12 protein-coding genes are annotated in these 24,919 nt (G+C 54.2%); 9 read left to right on the plus strand and 3 right to left on the minus strand.

Annotation, left to right across the window (positions count from 1 at the left end; genetic code table 11):
- Positions 1 to 99: 99 nt before the first annotated feature.
- The 6 genes from JIN87_RS11125 to JIN87_RS11150 all read left to right on the plus strand — a co-directional run bounded on the left by JIN87_RS11125 (position 100) and on the right by JIN87_RS11150 (position 8,220).
- The gene (locus JIN87_RS11125; protein ID WP_200355635.1) at positions 100 to 2,808 is read left to right on the plus strand and encodes a right-handed parallel beta-helix repeat-containing protein; all 2,709 of its coding nucleotides are present in this window, start codon (positions 100 to 102) and stop codon (positions 2,806 to 2,808) included.
- A 76-nt stretch (positions 2,809 to 2,884) separates the two neighbouring features.
- Entirely contained in the window at positions 2,885 to 3,769 is an 885-nt protein-coding gene (locus tag JIN87_RS11130; protein ID WP_200355636.1) for a hypothetical protein, read from the plus strand.
- A 187-nt stretch (positions 3,770 to 3,956) separates the two neighbouring features.
- Positions 3,957 to 5,039: a carbohydrate kinase family protein gene (locus tag JIN87_RS11135; RefSeq protein ID WP_200355637.1), complete on the plus strand. Its 1,083-nt coding sequence runs from the start codon at positions 3,957 to 3,959 to the stop codon at positions 5,037 to 5,039.
- Positions 5,040 to 5,107: 68 nt separating this feature from the next.
- Complete coding sequence (locus tag JIN87_RS11140; RefSeq protein WP_200355638.1) at positions 5,108 to 6,292, plus strand: aldose 1-epimerase family protein; 1,185 nt, start codon at positions 5,108 to 5,110, stop codon at positions 6,290 to 6,292.
- Positions 6,293 to 6,444: 152 nt separating this feature from the next.
- Complete coding sequence (locus JIN87_RS11145) at positions 6,445 to 7,938, plus strand: Gfo/Idh/MocA family protein (protein ID WP_200355639.1); 1,494 nt, start codon at positions 6,445 to 6,447, stop codon at positions 7,936 to 7,938.
- 117 nt (positions 7,939 to 8,055) lie between these two features.
- Complete coding sequence (locus tag JIN87_RS11150; RefSeq protein WP_200355640.1) at positions 8,056 to 8,220, plus strand: hypothetical protein; 165 nt, start codon at positions 8,056 to 8,058, stop codon at positions 8,218 to 8,220.
- Between the two features lie 40 nt (positions 8,221 to 8,260).
- On the opposite strand, the gene JIN87_RS11155 is transcribed toward JIN87_RS11150, so the two are convergent.
- Together JIN87_RS11155 and JIN87_RS11160 are read right to left on the minus strand one after the other, a co-directional pair.
- Positions 8,261 to 11,782: a hypothetical protein gene (locus JIN87_RS11155; RefSeq protein ID WP_200355641.1), complete on the minus strand. Its 3,522-nt coding sequence runs from the start codon at positions 11,780 to 11,782 to the stop codon at positions 8,261 to 8,263.
- Between the two features lie 81 nt (positions 11,783 to 11,863).
- Positions 11,864 to 13,120, minus strand: coding sequence for an L-rhamnose isomerase (locus tag JIN87_RS11160; protein WP_200355642.1), 1,257 nt, complete (start codon positions 13,118 to 13,120; stop codon positions 11,864 to 11,866).
- Between the two features lie 260 nt (positions 13,121 to 13,380).
- Here JIN87_RS11160 and JIN87_RS11165 point away from each other — a divergent pair, with 260 nt between their 5' ends.
- From JIN87_RS11165 to JIN87_RS28205, 3 genes are all read left to right on the plus strand, one after another.
- Positions 13,381 to 20,367, plus strand: a complete 6,987-nt coding sequence (locus JIN87_RS11165) for an MBG domain-containing protein (RefSeq protein ID WP_200355643.1) — start codon at positions 13,381 to 13,383, stop codon at positions 20,365 to 20,367.
- Positions 20,368 to 20,675: 308 nt separating this feature from the next.
- The gene (locus tag JIN87_RS11170) at positions 20,676 to 21,269 is read left to right on the plus strand and encodes a VPDSG-CTERM sorting domain-containing protein (RefSeq protein WP_200355644.1); all 594 of its coding nucleotides are present in this window, start codon (positions 20,676 to 20,678) and stop codon (positions 21,267 to 21,269) included.
- Between the two features lie 239 nt (positions 21,270 to 21,508).
- Complete coding sequence (locus tag JIN87_RS28205) at positions 21,509 to 22,849, plus strand: formylglycine-generating enzyme family protein (RefSeq protein WP_200355645.1); 1,341 nt, start codon at positions 21,509 to 21,511, stop codon at positions 22,847 to 22,849.
- A 124-nt stretch (positions 22,850 to 22,973) separates the two neighbouring features.
- On the opposite strand, the gene JIN87_RS11180 is transcribed toward JIN87_RS28205, so the two are convergent.
- Positions 22,974 to 24,908 (minus strand): glycoside hydrolase family 36 protein, encoded by a 1,935-nt coding sequence (locus tag JIN87_RS11180; RefSeq protein WP_200355646.1) that lies wholly within the window; start codon positions 24,906 to 24,908, stop codon positions 22,974 to 22,976.
- Positions 24,909 to 24,919 lie beyond the last annotated feature (11 nt).

Here is a 24,919-nt window from a genome sequence, read left to right on the forward strand (position 1 = left end):
TCCGAGCTAAGCGCGAACACATGAACCCTAACATGAATAAAACGAAACAATATGAGATTGTCTCTAGAACCTACCCCCCAAAGACCACTCGCTAAGCGGGTGTTATACTCAAAATCCAACTCCTTTATTCATAAGCTATTCGCCTACGCTCTGTTACTAGCGTTTGGCCTTTCCTCCCCAGATACGAACGCCGCCGAACAAACGGTACCCCTGCTAAACCCAAGCTTCGAAGACCCAACTCTAGATTCAACCAATTCCTGGTATGGCGGCGTCAACGACTGGGGTACACAACCTGCTGGTTTCGTCGGTACGACCTACGCTCAACCAACCATCGCCGCGTCGCCTGCTCCAGACGGGAACCAGTATTGCTGGGCAAATACAAATGGTCTCCAGCTGTTCCAGCAAATTGGTACCATGGAAGCCAATACCTGGTACACCTTCACCGTTGATATCTTCCCAATCGGCGACCTATCAACTACAAGAGCGGAGGTAATCATCGAAGAAACAGATACATGGTCTGCTCAAATGGCTGCTGCCCTCTACCATCCGACATGGGACACCGCGCGTGAGGACTTCACCATGACCGCTGGCCAGTGGACCACCGTCTCGGTATCCTTCCACAGCTCGCAGTTCGCAAACCTCAATGGCAACAACATGCGTATCCGCGTGGCAGGAGACTACCTCGCTATCGACAACGCTCGCGTCACCAAGGATGCCGACCGCACCTACTACATCGACGCAACCAACGGTAACGACAACAACGACGGCAAAAGCGAAGCCTCCGCGTGGAAGACCTTCGCGAACCCGAATGCGATCCTCCTCTACCCAGGCGAAACCGTAGCTCTCAAGCGTGGCGAAACGTGGACTGAGCAACTCAACCTCGCTGGTAAAGGCGTAGATGGTGCGTCTATCGAGCTCACTGCTTATGGTACAGGAGCTCTCCCAACTATCGACCTCGACCAACCCTACGATGGATACTGCGTCGTGATTGAAGGTCCCTCATACTGGAATATCAACAATCTGCATACACGCGACGCTAAGCTCGGCATTTACCTGCGCTACATCGACGACTACGGAAACCAAGATGTGGTGGTGGAAGACTGCTACTTCGAAAACATGTACGATCCCGCATTCGACGCCGCGCTCTTCAACTACGAAGTTGCATGGTCTTGCGGCGTGTTTGCCGGAGGTAAGATCGGTGCCGGCAATGAAAATCTTACCGTCTTGAACAACCTGACCGTGCGTCGAAGTCAAATGATCAACTGTATTGTTGGTTTCGGTACAAATTGGTTCTTCCCTGGCGTCAACTATTCACGCATGACCAATGTCTACGTTGAAGACATCGTCGTCACCAACAACCTTGCCGGTGCAGTGTGGCTCAACCATATTAACGGCGGGCACACCAAGCGCGTCCGCACTTACGGGAAACCTGACGTAACAAACTTCTCCTTCGGCACAGGAACCACCGCTGGCTTCATGCAGCACTGTGCTAACTACACGATCGATCACTGCGAATTCTCCGAGTGTGCTCGCGTGCCTGGTGAAGCGGACGGCACTGGTTTCGACTTCGAAGGCGATAACCACAACATCGTCTTCAGCAACAATGTATTGGCAAACAACGACGGAGCGGGCGTCCTCATTCTCAGTTCAGTCGCTCCCAATACGAATATCCAGATCACCGACTGCGTGACCTACAACAATTCCTTGAATCCATGGGTTGGACACGATGCTGACTACGAGTTCAAGTCCGCAGGTGGTGCGGCCAGTACTGGTACCATCACCAACACTGGCATCTACCGTTCTGTCGACGATACCTCCGGATGGTTCTCAGATAGCTGGGATGGCTTTACCGTGACCAACTCCCGCCAGCTTTACTACGACGACGTCGTGACTCGAGCTAGCACATGGGAATTCGAAACAGTGGGCGACTTCGAAGGATGGCACACATTCAACCACCTTAGCGGAGTAAGCGTAGCCAACGGTTTACTTAGCGGCACTTCAAATGGTAACGACAGCTACCTGCACACGCCGTCCATGTTCGTGGATACAAATATCTATCCAAAGGTAAGAGTGCGTCTCAGCAGCACATCCGGAACTGCGGCTCAAATCTTCTTCGTCACCGAAACAGACGCCAGCTGGGACGGAGCCAAGCTCCTGACCTTCCCGGTTGTAGCCGACGGCGTTATGCGCGACTACGTCGTAGACATGAGAGCATGTGCTGACTTCAAGGGAGTCATCACCGGAATGCGCCTCGATCCGACTACCGTATCGGGCGCAAACATCAGCATCGACTATTTCGCTGCTGTCATGGAAGACGGCGTCACCACCGCTCCTCCACCTCCACCATCTTGGACGAACCTTCTCAACAACGGCTTCGAGTCCGGCTTCGAGAACTTCGTCGATGGCGGTGGCGACTGCGCTCTCAACACTCTTCCTGAATACTCGTACTTCGGCAACAACTCCATTCGTTTGCGTGATAACTCTGGAACCGCATCTTCGATGTACATGAGCGCTGGCCTCGACGTCAGCTCATACAGCAACGCGAAGATCAACTTCCACTTTTACCCACGCAGTATGGAGACCGGAGAAGATCTCATCCTCGAAGTCAGCAACGGATCCGGCTGGACCATTCTCGATCAATACGTGAGAGGCACGGACTTCGAGAACAACTCGTTCTACGAGGTCGAAGAAGTCATTCCCGTCAGCAACCTAGCAAATCCTGCTGACCTACGCTTCCGCCTCCGCTGCGACGCCAGTGGCAACAGCGACTACATCTATGTAGACGAAGTAACCATCTCCGCTCGCTAAGCGAGCAACCGACCTTCAAGCCGGATCACCCTCGCGGCGGTCCGGCTTTTTTTCTTTTTTCAACAGCGATAAACAAATGCACCAATATCTAAACGACCAATCCAACGAGCCTCCCAAGCTACGCATTTATCTAAACTTGGAAAACCTCATCGACCTGCCTGCCCATTCCATCGGGCATGAGCTCAAGTGGCCCGAGGCAGAAGGCAGACTGCACGCAGATGGTTTCCAAGGCGTCCAACTCACCGGCGAATCCCAGCCCATCGAAGGCGGGCAGCTCCCATACTGCGGGCTTGATCGCATCAACAAGCCGGAAGAGTCCGACGCCATCTTCGCCTGCCACAAAGAGCGCGGCGATCAGTGCATCACCCTGCATGTAGGTTGGGGTATGGAGTCCGACGCGGAAGCTCACAACCTCATCGACTCCATTCTCAACGCCTCCGAAAAGCACCATCTACCCGCATTTATAGAGACCCATCGAGCAACCATAACCCAAGATGCATGGCGCACGGTAGAATGGACAAAATCGTATCCTGAAATCCGATTCAACGGAGACTACAGTCACTTCTACTGCGGCCAGGAAATGGTCTACGGAGACCTCGAAGAACGCTTCAAATTCATGCAGCCCATCTTTGATCGTGTCGGCTTCCTGCACGGCCGCATCGCCGCTCCAGGTTACATGCAAGCCCCCATCGAGAATACGGAGGATCGTCCCAAACAAGCTTTAGGAACATCCAACTACCTTGAGCATTTCAAGGAAATGTGGCGACGCTCCATGACAGGATTTCGAGCAAACGCCCCGGCAGGTAGCGTGCTCGTATTCGCACCGGAACTACTCGCCTCCCACATCTTCTACGCACGCGTCTTTCCTGACCCAAACGGCAATCTTCAAGAAGAAACAGACCGCTATCAGCAAGCCCTGCTCTATCGCCAGCTGGCACAAGAATGCTGGGCTGAAGCGTAACTCTTACCGCTTCCAACAACAGTCCTCCTCAACTCGTCCCTTCTAGGGACAAACCAAGTCATAAAGTGCAAACTTTTTGTCACTTGGCACCTTTCAACGTGCCCCGTTTTAAGATATATTCAGATAGTTTTATCTCGAATAAAAACACTCACTGGCGAACGGCCAGCTTTCGAAAATGAGGAGCAATATGGATAACTATATCAATTTCTTAAACAACATCAGCGGTAAGGTCCTTCTCGGCTGCGATGGATTCGTCGACGAAGTCTACCAGATCGTCGACGTCAGACAGAGTCTCACCGAGTTCACCGCCATGGACAACCTCAAGGAGTTCGGCGAACTCATCACCAAACGCGCGGACGGCGGTGTCGGTCTCGAGATCGTCCCCAAGCGTCGTTGCTCAGGCGGCTTCACACCCAACACCGGTCGAGTCGCCGCCTTCCTCGGCCTTAAGCCCACATTAACTGGCCTCTACGGCAAAAACACCATCGACTCTGCTTTCGAAGAGTTCACCGAAAACTGTAACCTCATCTCCCTCGGCGATCCCGCGCTCACCATCGTATTCGAATTCGATGACGGAAAGATCCTCATGAGCGCCCTCAAGTCGGTTGCGAACCTCACTTGGACCGAATTCACGAAGTTCTTCGGCGAAGAAAAGCTCACCGAACTATTCGCCAACACCGACATCCTCGGCCTCGGATACTGGTCTCTCACTCCCGACTTCGACAACTTCCTCATGGGTTTCATCTCCCAATACGAGGACGGCAAGGCGCCTAAGCGCATGTTCTTCGACTTCGCCGACATCAAGAAGAAGTCCAACGAATCCTTCATGGAGAGCTTGGCTCTGCTCAAGCAGTTCAACGAAAAGATCCCCATGACCATTAGTCTCAACGAGCACGAAGGCGCCGAGCTTTTCTCGCGCTTCGACATGGAGTGGATCGAAGAACCAGCCCAAGTCGCCTCCGGCTTGACCACTCTCCGCCAAGAGATCGGCATCAACGAACTCGTGGTACACACTCCGCATTTCGCTGCCGCATCCAACGCTTTCGACGGCGAAGCCCACGCAATGCAGGAGATGCAGACAAACGTCATCCGCACCGCTGGCGCGGGCGACACCTTCAACGGCGGATACCTCTGCGCCTCTCTCGGCGAACTCTCCGTCAAGGAGCGCCTCGCCATCGCGAATGCAGCCACCGCCTTTTTCGTCACTCACGCCACCGCGCCGACTCGCGAAGAACTCATCGCCCAAATCGAGAAAGCCTCAGACAAGTAAGGATTTTCTCAATACATGTAGCGACCGTCGCCCGTCGACGGCCCTAACGGCCCCCAAACAAAATTTCCATGCACTACACACGCACCCTTCTGCACCCCGACGCAACTGAGCCGATGCCCACGCTGGGACTCGACTCCACAAGCCTCTCCACCGGAGAGAAGCATCAGTGGTCTGTGCAAACACGCACCCTTCACGGAGGAACACAAGAAGGCGTGCAGGTCGTGGAAATCGACAACGGAAAACTCTCCTTCGTCGTACTGCCGACCCGCGGCATGGGCATCTGGAAAGGCAACTGCGGCGACGTGCGTCTCGGTTGGGATTCCCCAGTCAAAAATCCCGTCCACCCTTCCTACGTCAACTCGCAGGAGAACGGCGGAATCGGTTGGCTCCGCGGTTTCAACGAATGGATCGTCCGTTGCGGACTCAGCAGCATGGGAGCTCCAGGGCCAGACATGATTGTCGACAACAACGGCAACGCCCTCGAAGCCTTCCTGCCCCTGCACGGCAACATCGCTAATCTCCCCGCCCACACCCTATCCCTCGAGATCACCGACTCAGAGATAATCCTCCGCGGCGAGGTCGACGAAACCATGCTCTTCGGTCCTGCCCTCAGGCTACAAACCGAAATCCGCACCGCATTCGGTTCAGGTGCGCTCGAGATTGTGGATACAGTCACCAACCTCGGCAACAATCCGACCGAGCATGAACTCCTTTACCACGTCAACTACGGCAGCCCGCTTCTCGAAGAAGGAGCCAGCTTCCAAGCCCCATTCAAGCAAACGGCGCCACGCGACCCTCGTGCCGCGGAAGGCGTAGAGAACTACAACCAGTACGACGCCCCTTCCCCTGGCTTCGTCGAGCAAGCCTACTTCTTCGAGCTCGCCGGCAAACGCGGTAGCCGCGAAAGCCTCGCCATGCTGAAAAACGGCAAAGGCGACCACGCCTCACTCCTGCGTTTCTCCCTCAAGGATTTCCCCTGCTTCACACTTTGGAAAAACACCGGGGGCTCAGCTGATGGCTATGTAACAGGCCTCGAGCCATCCACCGCCTACCCAAACACACGCAACTTCGAGCGCACAAAAGGTCGGGTCCTCGAGCTCGCTGGCGGCGAATCCCGCACAACAAAGCTTGTGGTCGAATCTTTGGATACAAAAAAAGCCATCGCGACCGCCGAGAAAGAAATCAAGGCTCTGCAAAAAACGGCAAAGGGAACAGTCCACCCTCATCCAATAAGCAAGTTCTCAGACATCTAGCAGGCTACAACAGCCCGCAGGGGAAAATATGACCAAACCAATGCGGAGCCTTACCGCCAGCCTCTGGCCAATCTCCCTTTCTCCGGATGCCCATAACAAGAATGTGAGTTTTCCCCTAATATATTCATAAGCCCTACCAACCCAAAATCCCCATGAGCAAAATTTCACGTCGTCAATTCATCCAATCGTCAACCGCTGCTAGTGTAGGCATTTTAGGGGCACCAGCCATTCTCAACGCAGCCAACAAAGGAGATAAGCTGCGCGTCGCCTTTATCGGCACAGGAGGCATCAACGGGCGACATATCAATGACACCATCAGTCACGGAGATCTCTGCACAGCGTATTGTGATGTTGATACAAACCGCTACGCTAACATCTGGAAGGGAATTGCCCGGCTCGAAGAGGAAGGCAAAAGCTGGCTAGCGAAAAAATGGAAAGCAGCAAAACCTTTCCAAGACTACCGAGAGATGTTCGCCAAGGCGGCAGACCAGTTCGATGCGGTAATGATCGGCACTCCTGACCATAGCCACTACCCAGCCACAGTCCTAGCCCTTGAGCATGGGAAACATGTATTCACACAAAAACCACTCACCCACACGATCTGGGAAGCAAGACAGTTAAGCATAGCCTGCGATCGCTACAAACTCGCTACACAGATGGGCAACCAAGGGCACGCAAACGAAGGAAACCGCCAGATTGCAGCTTACGTCCAAGGCGGACACCTCGGCGACATCAAAGAGATCCATTGTTTCACCAACCGTCCGGTATGGCCTCAGGGATTCGTCTGCCCTCCAGGAGCAGACCCAGCCCCCGAAACGCTCGATTGGCAAAACTGGCTTGGCCCCGCAGCCAACCGTCCTTTCTTGGGCAACCGAGGTTTAGACGACGACCAAGAGAGGAAGCGCGGCGGCTCCTACCTCCCCTTCAACTGGCGTGGATGGCTCGACTTTGGCGGCGGAGCTCTAGCCGATATGGCCTGCCATACCATGGATTCGATCTTCATGTCCCTCGATCCCGGATTCCCAACCCATGTCGAAGCGCTTAACGTCGATACCCTCACCAACTCCGCCTTTCCCAAAGGTTCGACTATAAAATGGACCTTCGGGCCCAATGAAAAGCGTCCTGGCTTCGACGTCTACTGGTACGACGGCACCGACAATGCCTACATCGACAAGAACGGCAAACCACGCCGTCACGAACGGCTCGAAGAGCTTGCCCAAGGCGAATCGCTTGCTAACTCCGGTAACATTTATGTCGGTACCCAAAGAACCCTACTCATCTCCGGCGCGTACGGCGACAGCGCACGCATCATCCCAAAGGAGGACCACCGAGCCCTTGCCATGGAACTAAAAGAGAAAACCGGAGATCACCGCCCAACACGTGTCTACGAACGCTCAATCGGTCACCATACCGAGTTTCGTGAAGCGGCAATCGGGAATCAACCTTACAACTTCCCCGGCTCGAACTTCAATTACGCCGGCCCCTTTACCGAAACCGTTCAGCTCGGCAACGTCTGCCTGCGATTCCCAAGAGAAAGACTCGCCTGGGACGGGCCCAACCTCCGTTTCACCAACAACGAGAGAGCCAACGAGCTCATCAGCAAAGAGTATCGTAAAGGCTGGAACTTCAAGCTCAGCAAAGCATAGCCTCCACTCACAGCATCTCCCCCCCTGGCTCTTCCAAAACATGATGGAGCAGCTGGATGGATACACCTATTTCAAGTATCGCGATTCGAAGTTTCTAGTGTTTTCACAACCAGCACAGTGGAAGCCTGTGCTGGCGAAAAAGAACACTGCCAATATAGAGAGCTTCTTGTCCTGAAGGATCACCAAGAAGAAGCCTTACACGATGCTTTGAGCGATCTTGTCTACATCGTCCAGACTTTCACTCAAAGCGAAGATCTGGAGGATGATGTATGCCTCGCATGACTACGCATCACGAGAAGGGCGAACGCTCATAGCCTTCAACCTACAGTTTCACTGTCGTGTACACTGATATAGTGTCCAACTCGATAATTCCGCTATCGGTTTGGCCTGAAACAATTTCGATTCGTAACTGCTCCAACTGTCCAGTCCACGCATCCTCTTTCCCGATCGGGAACACTACGTTTCTAAACTCCGAATCATTGGAAACCAAAGGAACGAAGATGGACTTAGCCGATTTGAACGCCTCGTCCTTGCTTCTCCAATACACACGCGCCATGGCAGCGCCAGTACCGTTCTTGATACGAAGCAAGATCCCCTGAGTCGCATCACTGCTGAGATCTATAACAGACGACTCGATCACCGGATTAGTTTCAGTAACTGCAACCTTCAAGTTCGCCTCTGAACCCTCGAGAACTTGCAGACCTCTGATAACGTTCCAGCCAGACAGGTTGCTCGCACGATCCATAGTCCAATCTATAATCCGATTCTCCGGCATCGGAATCACCGGCAAGCGAGCTTCCTCAAGTCGAACCAAGTACAATGGCTTCAAATCCAATTGCTCGATACCATCTGCGACAAGTTTATACTTCCCCGCTGTTTGCGCTTCAAAGTAAGCCTTGTCCTGCGAAGTCGAAATCGTCCCTGCCGCTACCGGTTCCGACCAACCACTCTCGCCTAACCAGCGCAGCAGTTTCCAGCTCACCGGCCCCTCCGATGAATCGAATAGGCACTGAACGCCAAAGAACGGCTTCTCAGCAGAAAAGACAAAACCATCGTTTTCCTTCCGTGTATCCAGGAGCTGCGTATCCACTTCTTCAACATAGCCTCCGGTTCGCACAGCCAATTCACCTTGAATGTCCTTGTACCAACCAATTTTGCCCAGAGGATCGGAAACTTCGATAACGTACTCACTACATTCCTGTGGAGCTACGAAATACAGATCCAGCCAATCCGCATCAGCCGCCATGTAATATTCCTTGCGGGTCAGCAGCTCGCGCTCTCCGCCTACCACGGCGTAGACCGAGCACATCAGCCCATTTTCGTCGTAGCCCTCGGTCCAAAGAGGAATCGAGAAACGGTTCAATGGCTGATTGCTAGCTACGCTCACGCGTCGAGACAACTTGCCATTAAGAACTGAATACATTTCGAATTTTTCCGCTTTAGATTCTCCAATTTCACGAGTCTTCCATTCGCGGGCGGGCACGAAGTTTAGCTCCACGTTTCTCACGTAGGTCGAACTATTACTGAGATCACGAATCACGAGATCGTTAACATTATCAGCGCCTTGATTACGTGGTGAGTCGCACCAGTTTGGACGGTAGTAGGATACAGTCTTCCAGGTCTTGCTGTCGGTCTTCTGCGTCACTCCCAAGTCCATCCACTCTCCCGTGAATGCATTCTGGACGCCGGTGGTGAAACGCCCGTTACCCTCGTCAAAATACTCAACACTCACGACAACACCAAACATGCCATCGTATTGCTGACGATCATCAACATCAAAGACAATCTTGTCATTATGAGGCGGATACGTGGCAGCACAACGCTCGCCATCAACAATCGTAAACTTCGCCTTTCCATCTGGCTGGACATCGACTTGTCGCAAGCCAAGCCACATGTTCCGGTACGGGACTGGAACATTGGAGTGTTCGTTCACGAGCGGATAAGCCCCTAAGCGCGAGTAGAACTTCGTGATAAGCGGGCGTCCCAACTGCTCCATCGCAAAGTAGAAATACTTCTGAACGTGCTGGGCTCGAATGTCTCCATCATAGAGGAAAACGTAATCCGTGCCGTTGAGCATCGTCCGGTTCAGCAGCGACACTGGATGCCCCATCGCATTCAAGGTGTTACGGTAGATCTGACCGCCCGTCTCGTGAGTCAGCGAAATTCCCGGAGTGTGCTTGTAGCGAAACCAAACGTAGCTGGAGTCCGTATGTTCATCCCAAGTATCGTAGAGCTCGCTCAAGCCATTTTGCTTGATGTCAATTCCGCGCCTTACCGCTTCCTGAGCGACTCGGCGGTACATCCAGCCAATGTCGTTTTGCTTCTTGAGGCCGTAGGCTAGGCAGATTCGCAATGGCGTATCCGGCAATCGTTCACGGTAGAGATCCATCGCCCAGATGATATGCTCCAAGTAGTTATCCCGTGTGAAACCGTAAGCCATCCACTGCTCGTCCAGAACGCCCGGCTCGTCTTCATCGAGCATCACTTCCTCCCAGCGTCCCAGTCCCCCTACATTGACAATACCTAGTGACGGGTGATCCTCATAGCGATCCGCAAACGCCTCAACCAAGGCTCTCCATTTCTCTCGGAAAATCGGATCGAAATAATTCGGGAAACACGGACCTTGGTCAGACCAGACCCGATGCTTCAGGGTATCGATCTCGATCTCACCCACACCTTCGAGGCTAACTTCCATGCGAAAGTCCTCTGCCGTTGTCCGAGGCGAGTACCCACGCATCAACTCCTCCTGTCCGCTCTTAAGATCGTAGCTACGCTCCTCGAGTACCCTATCTCCGTTCTCGGAAACCAAGCGGTACACCACACGCGAATCCTTAACAGCACGCACAAGACAGTGAGCCGCATAGCCTCGTCCCTTCTGAAGCGGGAATAGCTCTACATTGTTGCGAAGGACTACCGTTCGCCCTTCCACTTTGCTATCGGCACGGATAGATCCAGAAGTCCAGTTAATCGAGTATTTGTCTTCTTGGCTTTCACCCAACAGCCAAACTCCGAGATCTTCGTCCAGTTCATTGACGACGAAGTCGGCCGAGGCGTTCACCTTGCAAAGAAAAAGATTGTCCAACTCGACCTCGCCAGAGCCTTCCCATTCCCAGGTCATCGATTCGATGCTACTACCATTGAAACCGACTACAGCTGAACCTGTCTTCCTTTCACCAGCCGCCCCAGTGAAGCTCTGAGTGAATACATGAGCACCCTCGCCGCTCGAGTACTTCGCCCTCAACGTCAGGATTCCCGGACTCGACATGCGGAAGTCGAATTGAGCTGTATACTGGGCCTCACGGTCGAAAAAATAGCTCGGATCAGTCGCCAGAAAGGCAGTCGCTCCCGAGGTAGATGCTCCCGCCTTTACTGTCCAGTTTCCGGAGATACTCCCCTTCGTTCGTATCCCATTACCAGAGAGCTGGAAATCGTCCATTCCGTTCTCAAAACCGGACCAGGTGCCACGGGCTATGCGGCGCACGTTGTATTTGTCGAACACCCACGAAGGAGTGTTCTCGAAATTGTTATGAACCGCTGACAGACGTACATCGACCGTCTTGCCCACCGCTTCCCAAGCCGCAAACTCAGCGTCGAGCCGCTCCCAATCATACTTCCCCTCTTCGGCTTCGATGTCGCCCCACCAGATGATCATCTCACTGCCGATCACGTTCGGATTATTTATCTCTGCGATGTTCTCGTAGGGTTTGCCCGGCGAGCGAAAATTGATGAAGCCACGCTCGCTGAAATGCCGTACCTTGGACGGAACGAGCAAGCTACCCAGCCCCAAAAGGCCGAGGATCAATAGGACAAAAATATAGGGTTTAAGCTTTGAGAAAAAATGCATGCTTCCTTGCGAATAAAGATTACAGGCACCACCCCATAAATGAAGCGGTGCCTGCGCCTTGACTCATTTACCTGAGAATTCTTAACGCTTAACCAGCTCCTCTTGCTCGTAACGCTTCACTGCCCCAAGCCACTGGTTATCGCCAGCCGTTTGCTGGCGTTCGCAATACTCGTTCCAAACCGTGCCCCATGGCAGTGAACGAGCATCTTCCATCATAGCCAAACGGCTTGTATAATCACCCGCCTGCTCAAGCTCACGCAGCTGCTTAGTTGGCTGAAGTAAGCCCTTAAGCAGCCCCTTCTTCGCATTGCGCGTGCCGATTACCCAAGCGGCAATGCGATTGATCGACGCGTCGAAGAAATCGAGACCTACGTGGATACGGTCCATCTGGCCGCTGCTCACACACTCCTGCAGAATCGCAGTTGTCGGATCATCCAAGGCCACCACGTGGTCACTATCCCAACGTACACCTCGACTCACGTGTAAAAGCAACTCCGGCACGTAGAGCAAAGCCGCCGAAATCTTATCTGCGACCGATTCGGTAGGATGGAAATGCCCGGCATCCAAGCACAGCGCGATTTGGCGTGTCGCCGCATACCCTAAATAGAACTCGCTAGAGCCGACCGTGTAGCTTTCCACTCCGATACCGAACAGCTTGCTTTCGACCGCATCGATATTCCACTTTTTGGATACATCCTCCGCGAGGATTGCATCCAAGGATTCCATCAACCGTACCCGCGGAGCCATACGATCCGCTGGAGTGTCCTTATACCCATCCGGAATCCAGATATTGTTCACCACTGGGCTATTAAGCTCCTCACCAATCGCCGCCCCGATCTTTCGACTCGCTATACAGTGTTCGATCCAGAACTGACGGATCCCAACATCCTTGTGGCTCAGCGTAAAACCATCCTCCGCTTTCGGGTGACTAAAACTGGTAGGATTAAAATCGATTCCGAATTGATTCGCCTTGGCCCAATCGATCCAGCTGCGGAAATTCTCAACCGTCAGTTCATTACGCTCCGGCAATGGCGAACCGTCCGTTGCATAATTCGCGTGTAGATTAAGACGCAACGGCCCCGGGATATGCGAAGCGGCCTGCTCGAGATCAGCCATTAGCTCCGCCGGATTGCTCGCTTTACCCAAATAGTTGCCAGTCGCCACACAACCATTCCCTGCCCCTGCTTTTTCTGGAGCTTCAAAGCCGTCAACGTCATCGCCTTGCCAGCAATGCATGGAAACTGGGATTTCGTTCAAAGCCTCAAGCGCCGCTTCAGTATCCACTCCAACGGCAGAAAATTGTTCACGGGCAAATTCGTACATAGATGAGTTCTTCATGATGAAAATAGCATGATAGGTGGCCTTTAAGATTTCCGGAATTACCGGCAGTACAATGCCAAAAGGTAACGTTACCTATAAAAATTATCCGTTTAACGGTTTTTACAAATACCCGCACTAGGAATCGTTTCCTTTTGGCTTGTCTTTGGATTAACACTTACTTTTTACAAGAAAATAGCAGCAGCCGACTCTCCGCCTTCAATACCCAACAGATCGCCTGAATCCCCCCCTAAACCGCTACTGATATTTCACACGACAAGATGAAGAACGCCTCAGCGGCTTCTTCACCTCCCCATCCATATTCTACCGACGCCGCAAGTGGAGACCGGCCTCATCCCGATTCCTTTTCACGGACGAATACGTCGGCAGACATCAACCTCCAAACCAAACACCCCCTACTCATGGAAGAACGCCTACTGGCGCGTCGCGAGACGCCCCCTCTCGGCATCGGCTTCAGGTCGATGAGCCGAACCCTAAAGCGGTCGCTCGCCGCCTTAACCACGCTGGTCGCAGCCTGCTCCTTCGGAGACAGCCTTCAGGCCAATGATATACAGAACCCTAGTTTTGAAGAGCCAGCCCTCTCCTCCCCAGATAACGTTTGGGTGAATGGCGCCCAAGACTGGCTTCTTCTAGGAGGCGGGGGCACCACACTCTCCCGAGATGGCATTGGAGTTCCGACACCGAATACCGACGGCTCCCAAATCGTATTTGCGAGCAGCGCCGAGCACCGCCTCATCCAGGAAGTCGGTACCATGGATGCGAATACAACATACACCCTAAGTGTCGACGTTGCGCCTATAGGGGACGATATGAGCGGGACGTTCTTGTCGGTCATGATCGATGATTCCCAAACCTGGACCGAATCCCCAGCCCAGGCCCATTTCCGCCCGCTCTGGGATGTGAACCGCGAGGACTTCACGCTAACGCCATGGCAGTGGACGACGGTTACGGCTTCCTTTAACAGTGCGGACTTCGCAAGCATCAACGGCAACACGATCCGCGTACACATGTACGGCACGAATCTTGCCTACGACAACGTAAGGCTTACCAAAACTCTCAACCCGACTGTCTTCATCACATCTCACCCAGTCTCACAAACTGGTTTCATTGGTGAAAGCGTCACACTCTCCGTCGAGGCAAACAGCACCGCTGGAGCTGCCTCCTACCAATGGCAAAAAGACGGAGTCGACATCCCAGGAGCGACAAGCTCAAGCCTCGTCTTCAACCCCGCTTCAGAGAGCGACGCTGGCGACTACACCGTGATTGTCTCAGACGTCAACGGCAGCAAGACCTCGGAGGTCGCGACGCTCACAATGAAGCAGCCTAGCCTTCTCCTCAACACAAGTTTCGAAGAGCCCGCCCTCACTCCAACTAACCAATGGGCCAACGGCGTCCAAAGCTGGACTCTCCTCGGTGGCGGCGGCACCACGGTCGCCCGAGCTGGCATTCCAGGCATGGAATACGCCACTGACGGTACTCAAATCGCGTTTGTGGCGGATGGCGACCATCACCTCTTCCAGCAAGTCGGAACTATTGATGCGAACACGACATACACCTTCAGCGTCGACATCGCCCCCATGAACAACCCGGCAGGAAGAGCGGAAGTCTTCATCGACGACACCGACACCTGGTCTCCTCTAATGCCGCAAATGTCCTTCCGCCCAATTTGGGATCCTACTTTCGAGCAATTCACATTGACCCCAGGGCAATGGACCACAGTCACGCTCACATTCAACAGTGCCGATGCCCCAAGCGTCGTCGGCAACAACATACGCGTTCGCATGTCCGGCGACAATCTCGTCTACGACAACGCGTACCTCACTAAAACCGCCAATGCAGACCTCGTCATCACTTCCCAGCCTGTTTCTCAAGTTGGTATCGTTGGCGATAGCGTTACTCTCTCTGTCGCTGCAGACAGCTATGCGGGAGCGGCCACCTTCCAATGGCAAAAGGGCGGAATCGACATCGGTGGAGCAACAGGTTCTAGCCTCTCCTTCAATCCAGTAGCAGCTGCCGATAGTGGCGACTACACCGTCGTCATTACAAACGACAATGGTAGCCTTACCTCAGATGTTGCAACGCTTACAATTGTAGAACGCGTCGCTATTATCAACCCAAGCTTCGAAGAGCCTGCCCTTCCCGAAAACGGATGGGCAAATAACCTCCAAGGCTGGGGTCTCCTCGGCGGCGGCGGCACTACCTTTGCTCGCGACGGTATTGGAGCTCCAGCTACAGCTTCTGACGGCTCCCAGATCGCATTCGTGATGGATGCCGATCACCACGTCTTCCAAGAGATTGGAACAGTCGATGCGAATACCATCTACACTCTCACAGTAGACGTCTCTCCATTGACCACCCCGGCTGGACGAGCGGAGATCATCATCGAAGACTCCCAGACCTGGCTTGCTCAAATGGGCCAGGCCCTTCACCGTCCCGCTTGGGATCCGACCCGCGAGGACTTCACTCTAACTCAAGGCGAATGGACGACCGTTACAGTGACCTTCGACAGCGCTCATTTCGACGGAACAAATCACGATGGATGGTCAGAACCTGACGTGATCGGCAAGACAATGCGCATACGATTCTCAGGTGAGAACCTCGCCTACGACAACGTGCAAGTCATCAAGACAAGCGCTCCCGTCATCACAAGACAACCCGCGGCCCTCGTGGTTACGGAAGGTGACAGCGCAACCTTCGCAGTCACCGCAACCGGCGTCCCTGGGCCTACTTACCAGTGGCAGAAAGACGGCATCGACATCGTCGGAGCCACAAGCGCAAGCTATACGATCGATTCCACAGTTCTTGGCGATGCTGGGAATTACAGCGTAGTGCTCACAAACCTCGTAGGAAGCGTCACTTCAAATCCAGCGAGCTTGAGTGTAAATGCGATCGCAGGCGTCAATCTCTCCGATCTGACCCAGACCTACGATGGCTCTGCAAAATCGGCCACCGTTAGCACAACCCCTGCCGCTCTGGCAGTGAGCGTGACTTACGACGGTTCGGCCAGCCTGCCAATTAACGCTGGTAGCTACGCAGTGGTGGCCACAGTAACTGAGCCCGGTTACATCGGCTCTAACTCAGGCACACTCGTAATTGAGAAGGCAGCCGCGAGCGTTTCGCTCTCCAACCTCGAGCACGAGTTCGACGGTTCTGCGAAGGCTGCAACTGCTACAACGACGCCTTCCGGCCTTCCTGTTGACGTAACTTACAACGGTTCCTCAACTGTACCAAGTGCAGTCGGCAGTTACACAGTACTCGCTACCGTTAATGACCCGAACTACACTGCCGCAACAGCGAACGGAACACTGGTAATCGCTCCACCTCCACCAGTGGTAGCGGATGTTGTCATCTCCGGACTCTCTCAAGTGTTCGATGGCGCGGCTCAGCCAGTGAGCGTTTCCACTACTCCAGGTGGCCTCGCGGTGAACGTGACTTACGACGGTTCTTCCACGGCCCCAACAAATGTCGGTAGCTACGCGGTTGTCGCGACTGTTGCCGAAGCGGGTTATGTGGGTTCTGCTTCCGCTACCTTGGTCATCACTCCGGCTTCAGCTACTATCAGCTTGGGCGATCTTGATCAGACCTTCGATGGTTCTCCAAAGGCGGCCTCCGCAAGCACCACGCCAGGTGGAGTATCTGTTGCCATCACATACGACGGCTCCGCGACTGCTCCAACCTACGCTGGTAGCTACAGCGTCGCCGCTGAGATTATCGACCCGAACTACACAGGCTCTGCAACAGGCACGCTCAACATCGCTAAGGCGACTGCGAACGTAGCTCTCGGCAACCTTTCGCAAACCTTCGACGGAAGCGCTAAGTCCGCAACTGCTACGACGACTCCAGAAGGTCTCGCTGTGAGCCTCACTTACGAAGGCTCAGCAAGCGCTCCGAGCGCGGTCGGCAACTACGCTGTTGAAGCAACAGTGGTCGACGACAACTACGAGGGCTCCGCTTCCGGAACGCTCGCCATCACTCAAGCCTCCGCTCAGATCTCGCTCTCTAACCTCGAGCAAGGTTTCGACGGATCAGCCAAGACCGCTGGCGTCAGCACAACCCCAGAAGGTCTCGCAGTCAGCGTGACTTACGATGGCTCCGAAAGCGCTCCAACAGACGCGGGCAGCTACGCGGTAGTCGCTACTATCACAGAAGCAGGATACACTGGCTCTGCGAATGGTACTTTGGTCATCACTCCTGCCGAAGCTTCTATCAGCCTCTCTGGTTTGACTCAGACCTTCGACGGATCTGCTAAGTCTGCATCTGCAAGCACCACTCCAGGCGGTCTTTCAGTAGACATCGCCTACGACGGTTCAGCCGATGCGCCAACGAATGCTGGTAGCTACGCAGTGGAAGCGACCATCGACGATCCTAACTACACAGGTTCAGCGACCGGTACACTCACCATCGAGAAGGCGACGGCGAGCATCACGCTCGGCGGACTCGCCCAGCAATTCGACGGTGCAGCCAAGCCAGTGAGCCCAACGACAACTCCAGAAGGCCTCAGCGTAACGGTCACTTACGACGGTTCCTCCAGCGCTCCTAGCGCGGTGGGTAACTACGCGGTCTCAGCGACAATCGCGGACGACAACTACGAAGGTTCCGCCTCGGCTACCCTCACCATCGGCGAGTCTGTTGCTCAAATCATCCTCGGAAACTTCGAGCAACAATACGACGGAGCTCTCAAGGGCGTATCCGTAACGACAATACCTGCCGATCTCGCAGTCCGCGTCACCTACAACGGTTCAACAGTGAGCCCATCCGAGGCTGGCAGCTACGCAGTCGAAGCAACGATCACTGAAGCAGGCTACTCTGGCTCTGCGACAGGTACTCTGGTAATCACTCCAGCGACAGCAAACATCAGCCTCTCAGGCTTGAGCCACACTTACGACGGATCCGTAAAGTCCGCCTCAGCTAGCACCACTCCAAATGGCGTATCAGTCGCAGTCTCCTACGACGGCTCTTCTGACGCTCCTACTGAAGCAGGCAGCTACGCAGTCGAGGCAACTGTAACAGACCCGAACTACACAGGCTCCGCATCGGCAACACTCACTATCGCAAAGGCAACTGCCAACGTAGCCCTCGGCGCCCTCGCCCAGGAATTCGATGGGGCAGCTAAGCCAGTAAGTGTAACAACGAGCCCTGAAGGTCTCTCTGTTGAAGTCACCTATGACGGTTCGGCAAGCGCTCCGAGCACAGTGGGCAGCTACGCGGTCGAGGCCACTGTAGTTGACAACAACTACGAAGGTTCCGCGTCAGGTACCTTGGTCATCTCCCAGTCCACTGCGGATGTCGTCCTCTCCAACCTCGAGCAAGGATTCGACGGATCAGCCAAGACAGTTGGCGTATCCACAACTCCAGAAGGTCTCGCAGTTGAGGTCACCTATAACGGTTCCGCTGACGCTCCGGTCAACGCTGGCAACTACGCAGTCGTCGCCACCATTACAGAGCCAGGCTACTCTGGCGCTGCATCGGCAACGCTCAAGATCGCTAAGGCAACTGCCACCGTGACCCTCGGCGACCTAGCCCAGGAGTTCGACGGCACAGCCAAAGCAGCGAGCGCGACCACCAGCCCAGCAGGCCTCACAGTTGAAGTCACCTACAACGGTTCCGCTAGCGCTCCAAGCGCAACAGGCAACTACGCCGTTGAAGCGACTGTAGTTGACAACAACTACGAAGGTTCCACATCAGGCACCTTGGTCATTGCCGAGTCTACCGCAGAAGTCGCCCTCTCGAACCTCGAGCAAGGATTCGACGGATCAGCCAAGAGCGTAGTCGCTACCACAACTCCAGCAGCCCTCGCTGTTGAAGTGACCTACGACGGCTCTAGCGAAGCTCCAAGCGACGCAGGCAGCTACGCGGTTGTCGCCACCATCACCGAAGCCGGCTACACCGGTTCCGCATCCGCCACCTTGGTTATCACTCCTGCTGAAGCGACTATCAGCCTCTCCGGATTGAGCCATACCTACGACGGATCCGCTAAGTCCGCGACCTCAAGCACCACTCCAAGCGGTGTATCCGTGGACGTAACCTACGACGGCTCTGCAAGCGCCCCGACCAACGCTGGCAGCTACGATGTAGTAGCAACAGTGAGCGACGCCAACTACACTGGCTCCGCCTCTGCAACGCTCACCATCGCCAAAGCAAGCGCAACGGTCACGCTCGACAACCTCACTCAGGACCACGACGGCTCCGCTAAGTCAGTGAGCGTATCGACTGATCCCGAAGGCCTCGCGGTGACCCTCACCTACGCCGGCTCTTCCGAAGCCCCCGTTGAGATCGGTTCCTACCCTGTTGTAGCAACCATCGAAGATGCAAACTACGAAGGTTCTGCTTCTGGCACCCTCACCATCGAACTCGACGAAGCAGCTATCCCAGTTGCGGAAGCAGGATTGGATCAAGCGATCCGCCCTGGCCAAAACGTCGATCTAGACGGTAGCGCCTCAAGCGACGACGAGACTCCATCAACCGAGCTCACCTACGAGTGGACATTCGGATCAACTCCAGCTGGCAGCGCCGCTGTCCTCGCCGGAGCTGACACCGCAACTCCAAGCTTCGTAGCTGACCTCGCCGGTATGTACACGATCTTCCTCATTGTAGAGGACGAGGATGGCAACCGAAGCGAAGTCGACATGGTAACGGTTAGCACCGAGAACCTAGCGCCAAGCGGCCTCATCGAGGTCGAGACCGAAATGCCAGTCGTGGGTGACAGTATCTACGTCAACGCGAGCGCAAGCACTGACCCAGAAGGCGACGAGATTTCCTACAGCTGGAGCATCAGCTCTCCTGAGGGAAGCGCGGCAGCCTTCGACGATCCCGCAAGCGAACGCACCTTCTTCGTCGCTGACCTTGCTGGTGACTACGAAGTCAGCCTCACAGTGAGCGACCTCCTCGGACCAAACGAGCCTTCCTCGGTAACTGTCACCGTATTGACAGCCCAAGAGCTCGCCGAAGTCACTGCCCTCGAAGCAGCCGAGCTGGTCTCTGGTCTAGGCGCTGAAGCCGTGGTCAACACACGCATGCAAGCGACCCTCGTGGTCAACCTTGAGCAACTCGCAACAGACATCGCCAACGGTGACTATGCTGCGGCAGCTCATCGACTCGGAATGCTGATCGAAACAACTGATGGCTGCGCGCTCCGCGGTAGCCCAGATCGCTCCCGCCGTAACATAGACTGGATCACCGATTGTGGCACTCAAGAGCTCCTCTACTCCGATCTGATGTCTATCCAGGAACTCCTCGGAGCTCTGTAGTCACGAAATACGACTTGAACGATCCTGTCTCCGCCGTCCGCGGCGGGGATATCCCTCAAGTTTTTCAATCTCAAACATCCCCGCCCTTCGGGGCGGGGTCCTTTTCCCGAAGGACTCTCGAAAACCTAAAACATCTACACAAACGACCGCCGGGAGAATTGAACCTAATCCAATCCCCCAGTCACTGAACCGGTCCCCTCAAGGCCATATGGTCTTTCCAAATCCCTCTAGGATTTTACAACATTTTCACCATAGGAAACGATTCGCTAACCACGCTAAGATCCAATAGTCAGCAACCCTTCAATATAATGAAATCAAACAAAACACGCTTTTCTCTTTTTGGACGAACCAAGATCGCGACTGCCGCGGTAGCCCTACTTTCGCTGTTCGCAGCGAATCAAGCAGCTGCAGTTGTCATCACCTCCACGGTTGATGACAACTTGGATGGTACCTACACTTACAACTACACCATCGACAACTCGAACGGCAGCTTCCACATCGCTTCGTGGATACTGGATTTCGACTTTCCAACCTCCGCGTGGGATTTTGCAAGTAGCGTCGTCACGCCTCAGGGCTGGGACTTTGCCGGAATTGAACTCCCCTTGAATCCCACGGGTTCAGCGATTGAGTTCTTCGCTTTGGATGATATTGGTGCGGATGACATCCTGATCGGCAGCTCTCTCTCTGGTTTTTCGCTCACTAGCGCACTCATGCCAGGCGATGTAATGTACTCCGCCTACCCCTGGGATTTTTCCAGCTTCGCCGAAGGCACTGTACGAGGACCAACACCGTCGGATCCTTCTCAAGTACCGGACACAGGCTCTACAACAGCACTCTTCGGTATGGGACTGATGGGCCTCGTCCTTCTCCGCTTCAGCTCCAAGCGTCGCGAAAACGGCTAAGGTTCTCGCAGAAAAGAACCTACAGCTCCCAGCAGCTGAAAACGCATTTCCAACTAGAGCGGTACCTCCACGGTACCGCTCTATTTTTTTCTCAGAGTTTCCTCTATTTTGCCGCGAAACAAAGGAAACGTTTCCTTTCGAATTGCCTCCCAAGCGGTAGCGCTGTTTTCCCACTAGATGTTTCTCATCGCCGAGGCCGTACCTCAACGGCCGATCGCATGAACTCAATCTAGCATGCCGTGAAGCTTTCAACCGCACTCTCCTTTCTCACATTTCCTCTCAGCTTTTCATTAACAACACTCGAGGCGTCGTCTCCGGCCGTCGGCGAGACGCTCGAATACAAGTCATGGTTGCTACAGCATTTCAGCGAACAGGAGCAGTTAGATCAGGGCATTGTAGGCGAACACGCCGACCCGGATCAGGATGGGCAGAGCAATGGCTTTGAGTTCCTGGCAAACCTTGATCCCAAGGACAACTCCTCCCGCTTCCACTTCGGCTACGAGGATAGCAAAAGAGAGTATCTCCGTTTCGGTCCGAACAACGACGAAGTCGTTTACGCCATTGAATACAGCTCCCTGCTCAAGAACTGGATAGCGATTGACCCGACGGCACTTCTGCCCGGCGGCGACTCCTTGCGGTTGAGTCTGAAGAATCATCCAGCGGAAGCCTTCTACCGAGTCGGGATCTCGCGGATCGATCGCAGCCCCAACTCCAATGATTTTACTTCCGCCCCAGCTGGCACCTACACCATGGGCTCTCCCAACGCCGAGATCGGACGAGGTAGCGGAGAGATCCGACATCAGGTCGAAATCACTAAGAATCTCCTAGTTGGCGGCACCGAAGTAACAAATTACCACATGGCCTATGTGCTCAACTGGGCACTCCAACGTGGTTTCCTAGATGCGGACTCACAATCGGTGACAGTCGTTGGAGACGAATCCCAGCAGCAATTGCTCTCTCTAAACGACCCGGATTGCCAGATAAGTTTCAATGGCATCTTGTTTGTCGTCGAAGACGGCAAAGGCGACTTCCCCTGCATCGAAGTCACCTGGCATGGCGCGATGGCGTTCTGCCACTACCTTACCCAAAAAGATGGCGAGAAGTCGCAAGCCATTAACCTCTCCGACTGGACGATCGACTTCACCAAAAACGGCTACCGTCTTCCCACCGAAGCGGAATGGGAATACCTCAGCCGAGCCGGAACGACGACCGCCTTCTACACAGGCGATATCACGGGAGCTTCGGTGGACCCAAATTTGGACAAAGCGGGCTGGTACAACGACAATAGCGAGGGAGCGACTCACGAGGTTGCCGGCAAACAGGCAAACGTATGGGGACTCTTCGATACCCATGGCAACGTATGGGAATGGTGCTCAGACTGGCATTCCAGCAGCCTCGGGAGTGAAAATGTTGTCGATCCAAACGGCCCAGACTCCGGCTCGCGACGAGTCATTCGCGGGGGAAGCTGGTCGAGCTTGGCACAGGACTCTCGAGCCGCCTTCCGAGATAGCTTCGAACCAGGCAAATCACATAGCACGATCGGATTCCGAGTTGTTTCAGCTTCCGTGCCTCAGCTTTGAAAGCCCAGGAACTCGCCTCGCCTCAAGTTGGAAACATGCCTGACTCCGGTTACATTTGTATTCATATACTGGATTCCTAAACACACTTAAAACAACGCGATTATCTTCGATCATTAACTGCAACCTACTCCTGCAGTATCCAGATTTTTCCAGATCGCGCTGGAAGGGTTGGGAAACGAACGCTTACCCCTTTGCCGAAGAATTTCTCACCGGAAAGTCTTTCTGTGAAATTCCACTCCTCTCCGAGGCCGAGATTCGTGCTGTCCAACTCGAGTTCCATATCGTCATCAGTTAAGTTGAAGACACCAATCATAAGGGGGCCTTCCTCGCTAACGAGTACTGGTTGATGCGGGTCACCGTAGTGGTCGAACCAGCGCACCTTGCCTGTGTGCACGGGCAAAGACGACTTGAGCAGGTCTAGACGGGGACCTTCTAGCTCCTTCATGTTCTCCCCGATCATGGCCAAACCACCGGTCATCCATACCATCTGTGCCCAACAGGATGCTTCGTTCTCTGTAAGTCCGTAGGCAGGGCTGTCGACATAATCAGGCGCGTGACGGCGAAAGTTCTCGAACTCAGGCTCCGGCGCATAGTCCCGAACGAGCAAGCAATCTGGGTCGTTTTGCCACCAAGTTTCGTGCATCCAATATCTCCATACATGCTGTACGGCCGAGGTCTTTATATTACAGTTACCCAAAGGCCAATCGCCCATCGGCACATACCAACGCGAAGAGACGTCGTATCCGATACGCATCCCGTCAAACAGGCCGATCGCCGGCCCCATAGCAGAACCACAGCCCAGCATGTAGCGATCTTTCGCGACCTCGCGGATCGCAGTGATGCCCTCGCGGAAGAGCTGCGCGGTTGTCTTGGAATTATCGTATCGATCACCCGGGAAAATAGCGTGGATGAGGAAGTCGATTTTGATGTATTCAAATCCCCATTCATCAAACACGCGAGTGAAGGTTTCCTTGAGAAACTCGATCGAACCTGGGTGGCTGAGGTCCAGCCCGTAGGTTCCCCAGTAATCCTTGGGTTCACCTGTCTCCTCGTCCTTGACCAAAAGATGCGGATTTTCCTTTGCGAACTGGCTCACCTTGTCGACCGAGAACGGAGCGAGCCACAAGCCGGGAACAAAGTCACGTGCCTTGATATCGTCGGCTGCCTTTTTCATGCCACCTGGGAAAAGCCCGCCCGCATGCCAATCGCCCCAAACCTTCTCACTTGTTTTTGACTCGAGATTCCATCCGTCGTCTATCTGAACGAAATCGACTTGGAGCTCATCCTTCATCTCCTGCAGAGCGTCCATGTTGTCGTACAGGTCTTTCTCTGTGAGCGTATCGTAGTAGTAATACCAGCTGCACCAGCCAGCCGGAGCTTTGCCCGGGTTGCGCTTACCAAGAATGGCCGCAACCGACTCGGCGTAAGATCGCATGAGTCCGGCTAGCGAGGATCCCGCTTCCAGAACTAGAGGCGAAATCTCCAACGAATCTTCAGCGCTCAATTCGATACCTTCCCGGTCGCAGCGGCAAGTAAGCGTATGCCTCCCCTCCGCCTTGAAATCCGTAATGAAGGTGTAGAACGCTGTTTCCAGACGAGTGAAGCCTGCGGTCAGGGCATTGTTGCCTTGGCTATCGGTCAAACCAACAACACTGTAGGATTCGTAGTTGTTCGCTACGTCGTAGAGACTGCTGAACCCAACCATGTCCTTGCCGTTGTTGAGGATACGGTCAAACCGGATGGTGGATATGAGCTCACCTCCCGAGAGAGGATTTAGCCAGTCCACCGATACGCTTTCGCCCGAGAGGTTTTTCCAGTTGGTAGCTAGGCTGAGCTTCCGCCCCTCCGCTACCAACGATAAAGAAATCTCCCATTTACTCTCAAGAGCCCAACGGATCTCGTTCTCTCCTGTACCCATGGTCCAGCTTTGATCCGGCTTGATGGACTGACCGTTTACGATGATTTCCGGTAGACAGTCAGCGATCGCGACCTCGTCTCCTTTGTAAGTTAAGCTGTATGATTTGCTGTTCGGATCAGCTTCAAATTTCCAATCGCTCATTTTCGATTTCT

Origin of the sequence: Pelagicoccus mobilis, from assembly GCF_016595505.1 — a bacterium.
Classification (GTDB): domain Bacteria; phylum Verrucomicrobiota; class Verrucomicrobiia; order Opitutales; family Opitutaceae; genus Pelagicoccus; species Pelagicoccus mobilis.

Excerpts from the sequence above, each read along its gene's own strand:
- JIN87_RS11130 (WP_200355636.1), top strand. The coding sequence starts at position 2,885 with ATGCACCAATATCTAAACGACCAATCCAACGAGCCTCCCAAGCTACGC.
- JIN87_RS11140 (WP_200355638.1), top strand. The coding sequence starts at position 5,108 with ATGCACTACACACGCACCCTTCTGCACCCCGACGCAACTGAGCCGATG.
- JIN87_RS11135 (WP_200355637.1), top strand. The coding sequence starts at position 3,957 with ATGGATAACTATATCAATTTCTTAAACAACATCAGCGGTAAGGTCCTT.
- JIN87_RS11155 (WP_200355641.1), bottom strand. The coding sequence starts at position 11,782 with ATGCATTTTTTCTCAAAGCTTAAACCCTATATTTTTGTCCTATTGATC.
- JIN87_RS11145 (WP_200355639.1), top strand. The coding sequence starts at position 6,445 with ATGAGCAAAATTTCACGTCGTCAATTCATCCAATCGTCAACCGCTGCT.
- JIN87_RS11165 (WP_200355643.1), top strand. The coding sequence starts at position 13,381 with ATGAAGAACGCCTCAGCGGCTTCTTCACCTCCCCATCCATATTCTACC.
- JIN87_RS11170 (WP_200355644.1), top strand. The coding sequence starts at position 20,676 with ATGAAATCAAACAAAACACGCTTTTCTCTTTTTGGACGAACCAAGATC.
- JIN87_RS11160 (WP_200355642.1), bottom strand. The coding sequence starts at position 13,120 with ATGAAGAACTCATCTATGTACGAATTTGCCCGTGAACAATTTTCTGCC.
- JIN87_RS11180 (WP_200355646.1), bottom strand. The coding sequence starts at position 24,908 with ATGAGCGATTGGAAATTTGAAGCTGATCCGAACAGCAAATCATACAGC.